This window comes from Candidatus Pelagibacter sp. HIMB1506 (assembly GCF_052047935.1).
Lineage (GTDB): Bacteria > Pseudomonadota > Alphaproteobacteria > Pelagibacterales > Pelagibacteraceae > Pelagibacter.
This window is the reverse complement of sequence record NZ_JBNAIS010000001.1, coordinates 912,367-924,229: the sequence shown is the minus strand read 5'-3', so window position 1 is coordinate 924,229 and position 11,863 is coordinate 912,367. Positions and strand designations below refer to the sequence as shown.

The window sequence follows — 11,863 nt, the reverse complement described above, 5'->3', positions numbered from 1 at the left end:
TACTACTTAAAATGAATAATCTTAAATTAATTGCTAATTTTAATAAAAAATTCAGTAGATTTATTAATAATCTATTAGAGAAAAATTTAAACAAGTTAAATGTTGATAACTTTAAAAATTTATTAATTAACAATAAAATATTTTTATCTATTGTCGCACTAATTATTTTATTTTTATCATATCTTTCATTCCCAAACATTCATAGCAAAGAGGAAGTAGCTTTAGAAATTAAAAAATATTTAAAAAGCAAATTAAACCTAGAGTTTAGTTTTCAAGAAGATTTAGATTATAAATTCTTACCAAGACCTCATTTTACTACAAATAATTCCTCAATTAATTCTGAAGAAGATAAAATTGCAGAAATAAAAAAACTTAAAGTATATGTCTCTTTAGAAAATCTATTTTCTTTAAAAAATATAAAATTAAATCATGTCATCTTAGAAGAAGGAAATTTTAACTTAAACAAAGAAAATTATAATTTTTTTTATAATTTATTAGATGGTAATTTTAATGATTTTAAATTTGAAATATTAAAAAGTAATGTTTTTTTTAGAAGTTTAGAAAATGAAGTTTTATTTATTAATAATATCAAAAACGCAAAATATTTTTTCGATCCTAAAGAAATTAAAAATATGTTTTATGCAAATAATGAGATATTTAATTTACCTTATTCAATCAAAGTTTTTGATAATAAAATTGAAAAAACAATACATTCTAAAATAAATATAGAAAGTTTAAGATTAGAAATAGACAATCAATCTTCATATGATGATACAAATTATTCAGGTTTTTCAGAAATAAATTTAATAAACTCAAAAAATTTATTTGAGTATCAATATAAAAACGATTTGTTTGAGTTTAAATTTTTTGATAAAAAACAAAATCCTGAGTTTTCTTATAAAGGTAGATTTAATTTAAAACCATTTTACGCAAATATAATAGGTAATACTAATAAACTAGATCTTTCGCCTTTGTTTTCACCAAATGCGATTATTAAAGAGCTTTTAAAGACTGAAATTTTAAATAATAAAAATATTGATTTTTATTTAATTATTTCTGGAAACTATATTGAAAAATTTGATGATTTTAAAAATGTTTTAATAAAATCTAAAATTCAAGAAGGTTTAATTGATATTGATCAATCCAAAATGACATGGAGAAATAATATTGATTTTGAATTTTTAAATAGCTTAATATTTGTGAAAGAAGGAAAATTAATTTTAGACTCAAATGTTGAAATTAATATAAATGATATAAATGAACTTTATAAGTTCTTGCTTACCCCAAAAAATTTGAGAAAAAAAATTAGTAAAGTTGATGTTAATCTCACTTATTTGTTTGATGAAAAAAATATAAAAATTAACAATATAAGGGTAGACGGAAAAACACTTGAAAAATCTAATTATAATTTTGAAGACATTTTACTGAAAGAAAACAATCTACAAAATAAAATTTATTTAAAAAATTTATTGAATGAAGTGATAAAAAATTACGTAGGATAAATCATTTTTCTAGGATCAACTATTTTCAAGTAGCCTTTTTCACTGATTAATCCAGTTTTTAACGTTTCGTATTTTAGTGTTGTGTTGTTTTTCAAAGCTGTTTTAGCTATTTTTGCAGCATTATCATAACCAATATGCGGAGCTAAAGCAGTTACTAACATTAAAGAATTATCTAAATGTTCTTTTATCTTCTTTTTATTAGCTTTAATTCCTTTAACACAATAAAGGGCAAAATTTTTTGCACTGTCTGCTAATAAGTCGATAGATTGCAAAATGTTATGGGCAATTAATGGCTTAAATACATTTAATTCAAAATGACCATGCGATCCTGCCATAGTAATTCCATTGTGATTTCCAATTATGTTTGCACATACCATTGTAACTGCTTCACACTGAGTTGGATTTACTTTTCCAGGCATTATTGATGAGCCAGGTTCATTCTCAGGCAGTATCAACTCTCCATATCCAGCTCGAGGTCCAGATCCTAAAAATCTGATATCATTTGAAACTTTCATCAATGCAACAGCGCATGTATTTAATGTTCCAGAGAAATTTACTATTGCATCATGTGCCGCAAGTTCAGCAAATTTATTTGGTGCAGGTTTAAATTTTATTTTAGTAAATTTTGAAATTTCTTTAATAATTTTTTTATCAAAATTTTTTTTTGAGTTTATTCCAGTTCCAACAGCTGTTCCACCTTGAGCTAAAAATAGAATTTCTTTCAATGCATATTCGATTCTTTCGATACATTTTTTTAATTGAGCATGATATCCAGAAAATTCTTGACCAAGAGATAACGGAGTTGCATCTTGAAGATGAGTTCTTCCAATTTTAACTATTTTTTTAAATTCTATAGATTTTTTCTTTAATTCTTTTTCTAAGATTTTTAAACTTGGTAGCATTTTAGTCAACGTTTGTGTCGCTACAGAAATATGCATTGCAGTTGGAAAAACATCATTTGTAGATTGTGATTTGTTTACATGGTCGTTTGGATGAACTGGCTTTTTTGTACCTTTTCTTCCACCTAAAATTTCTATTGCCCTGTTTGCAACGACCTCATTTACATTCATATTTGTTTGTGTCCCAGATCCTGTTTGCCAGACTTTTAAAGGGAAGTTTTCATCTAATTTACCTTTGATTACTTCATCTGAGGCTTTGATTATTGCTTTGGAAATTTTATTACTAATTAATTTATCCTTAGCATGAACTATAGCTGCTGATCTTTTAATAATAGCAATAGATTTTATTATAGAAATATTAACTAAGATTTTTCCAATGTTAAAAAATTTATTTGATCTTTGCGTTGAAGCACCCCAGTATTTGTTATTGGGAACATTTATACTTCCAATACTGTCAAATTCTTTTCTTATTTTCATTGATTAATTTTTAAGTAAAAATAATTATATTCATACAATAAATTTTAAAAAACTTACAGGAGCAATATGTCGAATTTTAGTAAAGTTGGAACTTTTATGAAAACCTTTGGCCAAGATGTTAAAACTAAGCCATCTTTTAGTACCGCTAAGATAAATAAATTAAGAATAGATTTAATTAAAGAAGAGCTAGATGAGCTTACAGAAGCTATGAATAATAAAGATTTATTAGAAGTTGCTGATGCACTTACAGATATTTTATATGTAACTTATGGTGCAGGTCATGCATTTGGCATTGATTTAGATAAATGTTTTGAAGAGGTTCAAAATTCAAATATGAGTAAATTAGATGAAAATGGAAAACCAATTTATAATGAAGCTGGAAAAGTAATGAAAGGCCCTAACTATTTTAAACCAGATCTATCTAAGTTTGTAAGTTAAATTTCTAGCTTAAAGTCAACTGCTGTAGCACTATGAGTAATACTTCCTACAGAAATTCTATCTACACCAGTTGAAGCAATCGCTTTAACAGTTTTTAAATTAACATTGCCCGAGGCCTCAGTTTCGTAATACTTTTTAGCAATTTTAACTGCATTTTTTAAATTTTTGATGTTCATATTATCTAGCAGAACAGTATTAAACTTTAATCCTAAAATTGATTTAAGTTGATCAATTTTATCAACTTCAACCGTAATTTTTTTTCCTTTTTTATTATTAATTGCTTTAATAACTAAAGATTTTAAATCTGAACTTGCGATGTGATTGTCTTTTATTAAATATTCATCACTTAGATTAAATCTATGATTTGTGCCACCTCCTAATTTCACAGCATACTTTTGGATTACTCTAAGGTTAGGAATTGTTTTTCTTGTACAACAAATTTTAGTTTTTTTTCCAGCTAATCTAACAAATTTATTTGTTGTAGTTGCTATACCAGAAATATGTGACAAAAAATTTAAACCCACTCTTTCCGCAATTAAAATATTTTTTGCCTTACCTTTAATCAAAGCAACTATGGAACCTTTTTTAATTCTTGAGCCATCTTTTTTTTTGATAATAAATTTTATTTTATTATCTATTAATGAAAAAGTTTGCTTAGCAAACAATAATCCAGCAACAACTGCGTTTTGATTTGATAATAACTTTACAGTTATTATCTTATCTTTGTCAATTAAGGCTGATGTGATATCTCCTGAGGGATACAGATCTTCGTTTAGAGCTAACTTAACAGTACTTTTTATAAATTCTTTGCTTAATTTAATTTTTGACACTTAATTATCTGCCAATAGCTGCCATTCTCTCTACAGATATTCTCGCTTTTTCTATTATTTCTTTGTCCATAATAATTTCGCCAGTTTCATTTTCCAAACAATCTAAAATTTTAGGTAAAGTAATTTTTTTCATATGCGGACACATATTGCATGGTTTAACAAAATCTACATTTGGATTTTCTATTTGAATGTTGTCACTCATTGAACATTCAGTAACCATCATTACCTTTTTTGGTTGATTATCTTTTACATATTTAATCATTCCAGAAGTGGATCCTGCAAAATCACTTGCTTCTATTACATCTGGTGGACACTCTGGATGAGCAATAATTTTTATTCCAGGATTGTTTTTTCTAATATCTTCAATTTCTTTTTTATTAAATTGGTCGTGTACTATACAAATTCCTTTCCAGGATATAATTTCTATATCAGTTTGAGATGCAACGTACTTTGCAAGGTAATCGTCAGGTAAAAATATAACTTTTTTTACTCCAAGTGATTTAACAATTTTTACTGCATTTGCTGATGTACAACAAACATCTGTTTCAGCTTTTACTTCAGCTGAAGTATTTACGTATGATACTACTGGAACACCTGGGTATTTCTCTTTTAGTAATCTCACATCTTTACCAGTAATTGAGGATGATAAAGAACATCCTGCTTCCATATCAGGTAAAATTACTTTTTTATTAGGGCTCATTAATTTTGCTGTTTCAGCCATAAAGTGAACTCCTGCCATTAGAATTATATCTGCTGAAGTTTTTGACGCTTCTATAGCTAGCGCAAGTGAGTCTGCAGAGAAATCAGCAACACCATGATAAATTTCTGGTGTTTGATAGTTGTGAGCTAAAATAACTGCGTTCTTTTCTTTTTTTAATTTATTGATTTTATGTATGTACGGTGCGTGCACTGACCATTCTATTTCAGGCATCACCTTTGAAATTTTTTGGTAAATTGGATCTGTTGCTTTACGTACTTCTTGTGTAAATTCCATAAAGTTTTTTACCAATTTGAAACATACTTGTCATTCATTTATTATGAGACATATCGCGGTCGTGCTGAAATTGGTAGACAGGCACGGTTGAGGGCCGTGTGGACTTAGTCCATGAGAGTTCGAGTCTCTCCGACCGCACCAAATTTCTATTTTTTAACTAATCCAATAAGGTTTCTTTATGTTTATTGAAGCTTCTTTAGTTTTAAATTCAAGTTTTTCATCAAAGTTTTTATCTAGAAATTTGATTAAAGCGAAGGGGTAATCATTATTTATTAATACTTTACCGATTTCATTTTCATTATTAAAAATACTTTCTCCTTCGTTTAATTTTCCATTAATTATTTTTATAGGCATCAATCTTTTTGAAAGTTTATTTTTTAGCTTAATTCTAGCCGTATTTTCTTGGCCTACGTAACAACCTTTTTTAAAATCAATTCCATTTAGTTCTTCAAAATTACATTCAATACCAAATAATTTTTCTTGTAATTTATTTAAATCTTTTGGAACTATACCAAGGCTATGGCTATGAGAGTAGTATTCATTTATATTTGCATCATGAAGATCTAGCTTCTTTAAAGATAAGTAAAGTTTTTCTAAATTAATTATTAATCTTGCTCCTAATTGTTTATTTCTTGGATCTAAAAAAATAGGATCTTCTCTATAATTAATAGTAAATCCTGATTGATCTTTTGCTTCATCAAATTTCAAAAATTTTTCATGGGAAAAAGCCGCCACAACAAACTCATTACTTAGATTAAGTATTTCAACTTTAGATCTTAGCTTATATAGAGATAACTGCTTAAACAATCCATCTACCTGATGCTTTTCACAATCTAAAAGATAACCTAATTTATATTTAACAATTATAAATTCGTATAAAAATTTCCCTTGTGGAGTTAATAAAGATGTAAAACAACTATTATGTTCACTTACTTTATTTATGTCGTTACTGATAAGATTTTGTAAAAAATTTTTTGCATCCTCTCCACTTATGTAAAGAATTGATCTGTCTTCTAAAATATAAACATTTTTAATATTCATAATTGATTAATTATAGATTGTAATATAATAACAATTTCTCAGAATGTTAGATCTTTTAATCAAAAATGGACAATGTTACATCGATGGTGAATTAAAAGATGTTGATGTTGCAATAAAAGATGGAAAAATTCAAAAGATTGGTCAAATTTCAGATCAAGCAAAAGAAACAATTAATGCTAAAGGTCAAACAGTTTTACCTGGCTGTATAGATACCCAAACACATTTTAGAGAACCTGGATCAACTGATACTGAGGATCTTCATTCAGGAAGTAGGGCGGCAATAGCAGGAGGGATTACTAGTGTATTTGAAATGCCTAATACTAATCCTCCAACTTCAAACATGAAAGAGTTTCAAAGAAAACTAGATCTCGCTAAAAATAGAATGTATTGCAATTACGCTTTTTACTTTGGTGCAACTGCTGATAATGCAGACGATTTAGCTAGCTTAAAAGATTTGGAGGGTTGTTGTGGAATTAAGTTATTTGCAGGATCCTCCACGGGAAATTTATTGGTTGCCGAAGAGGACGATATAGATAAAGTTTTTCAAAACGCTTCAAAAGTCGTTGCAGTTCACTCTGAAGATGAATCAATATTAAAGATTAATAAAAAATTGATTAAAGAAGGAGATGTTCACACACACCCAGTATGGAGAAGTGCGGAATGTGCAATAGCATCAACAAGAAGAATTGTACGAATTGCAGAAAAACATAAAAAAAAAGCTCATGTTCTTCATATAACAACCAAAGAAGAAATTGATTTTCTATCTCAGCATAAGGGAAACATTACTTTTGAGATAACTCCTCAGCATTTAACTCTTTATGCTCCAGATTGTTACGACAAACTAGGAACCTATGCTCAAATGAACCCACCATTAAGAGATAAATCTCATTATGATAGATTATGGTATGGGGTAAGAAATAATTTTAATGATACTATTGGTTCTGACCATGCGCCTCATTTAAAAGAAAACAAAGATAAAGTTTATCCAAACACTCCCTCTGGGATGCCAGGTGTGCAAACTTTAATGCCTGTAATGTTAAATCATATTAATGATGGAAAACTAAGTTTAAATCAATTGATGAACTTTGTTTGTGAAAATCCTGTTAAAATTTTTGGTATAAAAAATAAAGGTTTTATAAAAGAAGGATATGATGCTGACTTTACAATTGTGGATATGAACAAAACAATTGAGATTAAAAATGAAAATATTGAAAGTAAATGTAAATGGTCTCCATTTAATGGATTTAAATTTAAAGGAACACCTACACACACTATCATTGGAGGAAAAATTAAAATGCAAGATGGAAAAATTTTAGGTGACCCAGAAGGTACCCCATTAACTTTTAGTTAATTGTTTTAGAAGAATAAATATTTACAAGAGTTAATCCTAATACAATTAAGAACATACCCAAAACAACCTGCCAACTTAAAGACTGTCCGTAAAAAATATATCCAAGTATAGCAATTGTAAAAATTCCTAAACCACACCATGTTGCATAAACTACAGCCAAGGGAAGTTTAGTAACTACAATTGAAAGACAAAAAAATGCACATACATAAAAAAATATTAAAGCACCTGTTGGAACTGGTTTAGTAAAACCTTTTGTAACAGGTAAAAGCATTGTTCCTGAAACTTCAAATATAGTCGCAGCAATTAAGATTAAATATGTTTTAAGCATTATTTTATAATTTTATTTTGAGTTAAGTTTTCTTTAATTTCATCTAAAATTGCTGGATCATCTATTGTAGGTGGAATTTTATATTCAACACCATCTGCAATTTTCCTTATTGTTCCTCTTAAAATTTTACCTGATCTAGTTTTTGGTAATCTTTTAATAACTATAACAACTTTAAATGCTGCTACAGGTCCAATCTTTTCTCTAACCATTTGAACACATTCTTTTGATACGGATTCATTATCTTTTTCAACACCAGATTTTAAAACTACTAAACCTATTGGTAATTGACCTTTAAGTTTATCTGCAATTCCAAGTACTGCGCATTCAGCAACTGATTGGTGTTCAGATAAGACTTCCTCTATTGCACCAGTTGATAATCTGTGACCAGCAACATTAATAATGTCATCTGTCCTAGACATGATCCAAATGTAACCATCATCATCAATGTGACCTGCATCATATGTTTGATAATAACCCTCATAATTAGTCATATAATTTTCTTTATATCTTTGATCTGCATTCCAAAGAGTTGGGAATGTTCCAGGAGGCAAAGGTAGTTTTACAACAATATCTCCCATTTCATTTGGTTTAGCTAAAGATTGGTCTGGTTTAATGATTTTGACATCATATCCAGGAACAGCCTTACAAGCTGAGCCATATTTTGTTTCCATCATTTCAATCCCGGTGCAATTTGAGCTGATTGCCCAGCTAGTTTCTGTTTGCCACCAGTGGTCTATTACTGGTACCTTTAATAAATTTTCAGCCCACTTGATTGTATCTGGATCTGCTCTTTCCCCAGCAAGAAACAAGCTCTCAAAACTTGATAAATCATATTTAGAGAAAAATTTACCTTCAGGATCCTCCTTCTTGATAGCTCTAAATGCAGTTGGTGCTGTAAATAAAGATTTTACTTTATAATCTGAAATGATTTTCCAGAAAACACCAGCATCTGGTGTCCCAACTGGCTTTCCTTCAAATAAAACTGTGGTACATCCTTTGAACAATGGAGCATAAACAATATAAGAGTGCCCAACAATCCATCCAATATCGCTTGCCGACCACCAAATATCATCATTATCAATATTGTAGATATTCTTCATGGTCCATTTCAGAGCAACGATATGACCACCAGTATCTCTTACAATACCTTTTGGTGTTCCAGTTGTTCCAGATGTATATAAGATGTAAGCAAACTCATTTGAATTCATCTCAACACAATCAGCATCTTTTGCATTTGAGACTGCTTCTTCCCAACTTATCTCTGTTGGAGTATTTAATTTAACTTCGTTTCCTGGTCTTTGGAACAAAATCATCTTTTCAATTTTATGATTGGCTATTTTTATAGCTTCATCTACTAGAGGCTTGTATTCAACTGTCCTTCCAGGCTCAAAACCGCATGAAGCCGTTACTAATAGTTTTGCCTTACTGTCGTCTATTCTGCTTGCAAGTTCATTTGAGGCAAATCCACCAAAGACAACTGAGTGTATGGCTCCAATTCTTGCACACGCAAGCATAGCTATCACTGCTTCAGGGATCATTGGCATGTAAATGATTACTCTGTCTCCTTTATTTACACCTTGTTGTTTTAAAGCACCCGCAAATCTTGATACTTTTGATCTAAGTTCCTCATAAGTGAACTTAGATTTGTTGCCTGTAATAGGACTATCGTAGATTAAAGCTGTTTTTTGTCCTCTTCCCTGGTCAATGTGAATGTCTAGAGCATTATAACAAGTGTTAGTAACACCATCTTCGAACCATTTATAGAAAGGAGGATTAGATTTATTTAAAATTTTTGTTGGTTTTTTAAACCAAAAGATATCTTCACTTGCTTCTTGCCAAAATTTTTCAGGGTTTTGAATGGAATTTTCGTAAATACTTTGAAATTTTTTTGACATGCTAATTTGATTCGATTTTTGATATTTTTTTGGTTTTTAACTTATAAATTGTATTTAATTTTAAAAATTCAGTAAAATCAATGCAAATTAATGACAATTAAGTCTTCATAAAACTAATTTAATTTGCTATTTAACCCCAACTTTGGCTTAGGGTTACTTAAGTCTAGTTTATATAAACTAAACAAATAAAAACTAACGAAGAGGGAGTTTTTTATGAAAAAACTTAAATTGTTTGCTCTTACAGTTGTTGCTCTTATGGGCGTAACTGGTGTTGCAAACGCTGAAACAGCTATGCTGGCTCAAGACGATTTCGTAGGTATTTCGTTTTGGTTAGTATCTATGGCTTGTTTAGCTGCTACTGTATTCTTTTTCTTAGAAAGAAGTTCAGTTCCAGCTGGATGGAGAGTTTCAATGACAGTTGCTGGTCTAGTAACTGGTATTGCATTCGTACACTACATGTACATGAGAGATGTATGGATCGCTACTGGTGACTCACCAACTGTATACAGATACATTGACTGGTTAATTACAGTGCCATTATTGATGTTAGAATTCTATTTTGTTCTATCAGCAGTAAACAAGTCAGACTCTGGTATTTTCTGGAGACTAATGATTGGTACATTAGTAATGCTAGTAGGTGGATACTTAGGAGAAGCTGGATACATCAACGCTACACTTGGTTTCATAATCGGTATGGCTGGTTGGGTATACATCTTATATGAAGTATTCTCTGGTGAAGCAGGTAAGAGAGCAGCGAAAAGTGGTAACAAGTCACTTGTAACTGCTTTTGGTGCAATGAGAATGATCGTTACAGTAGGTTGGGCGATTTACCCATTAGGTTACATTTTTGGTTACCTAACAGGTGGTGTAGATGCTAACTCACTTAACGTGATTTACAACGCAGCTGACTTCTTGAACAAGATCGCTTTCGGTCTGATCATTTGGGCAGCAGCTATGCAACAACCTGGTAGAGCTAAGTAGTAGTTTTACTTAAAATTTAAAAAAGGGCAGGTACAATTTTGTACTTGCCCTTTTTTTTTGCCTTAGGTAAAATTATGTATAGTTATTATACATATTTTTTATTATGGATGTAAAATTAGAAAAATGGCACAAATGCCAAGTTGATATTGAGGTTCTAAAAGAACTTTCAAAAAAATCAGACATTAAAGGTCTGCAACACGTTTCTGTTTTTTTTGGATTGTTGTTAATAACAGGAACCTTAGCATATATAACTTGGGGCACATGGTGGTCTGCTTTTTGGTTTTTGGTTTACGGAAACATTTATGGTTTTTCAAATCCATTGTGGCATGAGACAGGTCACAAAACTGCGTTTAAATCAAAATCTTTAAATGAATTTTTTTACTATATCTCTTCTTATCTTTCTAATTTTGAACCATTAAGATGGAGATACACACACTTTGTTCATCATGGAAATACATATTCAACAGAAAATCCGTTTGATCATGAAATTGAATATGGAAATAATTTAAAAGATACGCCAAAAAATTTATTAATGAATTTAATTCCTTTTATGGAACTTATTTATTTTAAAAAAAGTATTGCTTATGAAATTATTCAACATGCATTTGGTGTTAAAACTAAAGTTATGCAAGATTGCATTCCTGAAAACGCTCAATCAAAAGTAATTTTTAATTCTGGAGTTTTTGTTGGAATTTGGATTGCAATTATATTGTGGTCTTTAATTACATCATCTTGGTTACCAGTTTTGTTTTTTTTATTACCAAAATTTTATGGAAGAACTTTACACAAACTAGTTTCTTTTACTCAACATGCTGGTTTAGCAAGAAATATTAAAGATCATAGATACACAACAAGGGAAATGTACTTAAATCCTATCTTAAGCTTTTTATATTGGAAAATGGAATATCATGTAACTCATCACATGTTTCCAACAGTTCCATCTTATAATTTAGATAAACTTCATCATCATATTAAAGATCAGTTACCAAGAACAAATGATGGTTTAATTGATGCCTACAAAGAAATTTTACCAGCTATAATGAAACAAACAGAAGACACTAGCTACTTTTTTAAAAAAGAAGTGCCAGAACCTCAAAATGCATAAATCTTGTTAAGTATGTTTTTAC

At 29.5% G+C, this 11,863-nt stretch carries 11 protein-coding genes and 1 tRNA gene; 6 read left to right on the top strand and 6 right to left on the bottom strand.

Features of this window, described 5'->3' with window-relative positions:
- The first annotated feature begins 11 nt into the window (after positions 1–11).
- Positions 12–1,502: an AsmA family protein gene (locus ACTTA8_RS05045; protein WP_440654688.1), complete on the top strand. Its 1,491-nt coding sequence runs from the start codon at positions 12–14 to the stop codon at positions 1,500–1,502.
- Here the strand turns inward: ACTTA8_RS05045 and fumC are convergent.
- Positions 1,490–2,878, bottom strand: a complete 1,389-nt coding sequence (gene fumC, locus ACTTA8_RS05040; RefSeq protein ID WP_440654687.1) for a class II fumarate hydratase — start codon at positions 2,876–2,878, stop codon at positions 1,490–1,492. The genes ACTTA8_RS05045 and fumC overlap by 13 nt on opposite strands.
- 66 nt (positions 2,879–2,944) lie before the next feature.
- On the opposite strand from fumC, the gene ACTTA8_RS05035 reads away from it, so the two are divergent.
- Positions 2,945–3,316: a phosphoribosyl-ATP diphosphatase gene (locus tag ACTTA8_RS05035; protein ID WP_440654685.1), complete on the top strand. Its 372-nt coding sequence runs from the start codon at positions 2,945–2,947 to the stop codon at positions 3,314–3,316.
- Here the strand turns inward: ACTTA8_RS05035 and nadC are convergent.
- Both nadC and nadA read right to left on the bottom strand, forming a co-directional pair.
- Positions 3,313–4,146 (bottom strand): carboxylating nicotinate-nucleotide diphosphorylase, encoded by an 834-nt coding sequence (nadC, locus tag ACTTA8_RS05030; RefSeq protein WP_440654683.1) that lies wholly within the window; start codon positions 4,144–4,146, stop codon positions 3,313–3,315. The genes ACTTA8_RS05035 and nadC overlap by 4 nt on opposite strands.
- A gap of 4 nt (positions 4,147–4,150) precedes the next feature.
- Positions 4,151–5,140, bottom strand: a complete 990-nt coding sequence (gene nadA / locus ACTTA8_RS05025; RefSeq protein WP_440654682.1) for a quinolinate synthase NadA — start codon at positions 5,138–5,140, stop codon at positions 4,151–4,153.
- A 55-nt stretch (positions 5,141–5,195) separates the two neighbouring features.
- Here nadA and ACTTA8_RS05020 point away from each other — a divergent pair.
- Positions 5,196–5,281, top strand: a tRNA-Leu gene (locus ACTTA8_RS05020).
- A 12-nt stretch (positions 5,282–5,293) separates the two neighbouring features.
- On the opposite strand, the gene ygfZ is transcribed toward ACTTA8_RS05020, so the two are convergent.
- Positions 5,294–6,181 carry a CAF17-like 4Fe-4S cluster assembly/insertion protein YgfZ gene (gene ygfZ / locus ACTTA8_RS05015; RefSeq protein WP_440654680.1) on the bottom strand — a complete coding sequence of 296 codons (888 nt, stop codon included), beginning with the start codon at positions 6,179–6,181 and terminating at the stop codon, positions 5,294–5,296.
- Positions 6,182–6,224: 43 nt separating this feature from the next.
- Between ygfZ and ACTTA8_RS05010 the strand changes: the two genes are divergently transcribed.
- Positions 6,225–7,532, top strand: coding sequence for a dihydroorotase (locus ACTTA8_RS05010; RefSeq protein ID WP_440654678.1), 1,308 nt, complete (start codon positions 6,225–6,227; stop codon positions 7,530–7,532).
- On the opposite strand, the gene ACTTA8_RS05005 is transcribed toward ACTTA8_RS05010, so the two are convergent.
- On the bottom strand, positions 7,525–7,860 hold the full coding sequence (locus tag ACTTA8_RS05005) for a DMT family transporter (RefSeq protein WP_262589656.1): 336 nt from the start codon (positions 7,858–7,860) through the stop codon (positions 7,525–7,527). The two genes, ACTTA8_RS05010 and ACTTA8_RS05005, sit on opposite strands and share 8 nt — an antisense overlap.
- Positions 7,860–9,755 (bottom strand): propionyl-CoA synthetase, encoded by a 1,896-nt coding sequence (locus tag ACTTA8_RS05000; protein WP_440654676.1) that lies wholly within the window; start codon positions 9,753–9,755, stop codon positions 7,860–7,862. Before ACTTA8_RS05000 ends, ACTTA8_RS05005 begins: the two co-directional genes overlap by 1 nt.
- A gap of 213 nt (positions 9,756–9,968) precedes the next feature.
- Between ACTTA8_RS05000 and ACTTA8_RS04995 the strand changes: the two genes are divergently transcribed.
- Positions 9,969–10,736 (top strand): bacteriorhodopsin-like, encoded by a 768-nt coding sequence (locus tag ACTTA8_RS04995; protein ID WP_440651056.1) that lies wholly within the window; start codon positions 9,969–9,971, stop codon positions 10,734–10,736.
- A gap of 103 nt (positions 10,737–10,839) precedes the next feature.
- Positions 10,840–11,841, top strand: coding sequence for a fatty acid desaturase (locus ACTTA8_RS04990; RefSeq protein ID WP_440654674.1), 1,002 nt, complete (start codon positions 10,840–10,842; stop codon positions 11,839–11,841).
- The last annotated feature ends 22 nt before the right edge of the window (positions 11,842–11,863 follow it).

Coding starts and splice junctions, on each gene's coding strand:
- fumC (WP_440654687.1), bottom strand. CDS start 2,878: ATGAAAATAAGAAAAGAATTTGACAGTATTGGAAGTATAAATGTTCCC.
- ACTTA8_RS04995 (WP_440651056.1), top strand. CDS start 9,969: ATGAAAAAACTTAAATTGTTTGCTCTTACAGTTGTTGCTCTTATGGGC.
- ACTTA8_RS05045 (WP_440654688.1), top strand. CDS start 12: ATGAATAATCTTAAATTAATTGCTAATTTTAATAAAAAATTCAGTAGA.
- ACTTA8_RS05035 (WP_440654685.1), top strand. CDS start 2,945: ATGTCGAATTTTAGTAAAGTTGGAACTTTTATGAAAACCTTTGGCCAA.
- ACTTA8_RS05000 (WP_440654676.1), bottom strand. CDS start 9,755: ATGTCAAAAAAATTTCAAAGTATTTACGAAAATTCCATTCAAAACCCT.
- ACTTA8_RS04990 (WP_440654674.1), top strand. CDS start 10,840: ATGGATGTAAAATTAGAAAAATGGCACAAATGCCAAGTTGATATTGAG.
- ygfZ (WP_440654680.1), bottom strand. CDS start 6,181: ATGAATATTAAAAATGTTTATATTTTAGAAGACAGATCAATTCTTTAC.
- ACTTA8_RS05010 (WP_440654678.1), top strand. CDS start 6,225: ATGTTAGATCTTTTAATCAAAAATGGACAATGTTACATCGATGGTGAA.
- nadA (WP_440654682.1), bottom strand. CDS start 5,140: ATGGAATTTACACAAGAAGTACGTAAAGCAACAGATCCAATTTACCAA.
- ACTTA8_RS05005 (WP_262589656.1), bottom strand. CDS start 7,860: ATGCTTAAAACATATTTAATCTTAATTGCTGCGACTATATTTGAAGTT.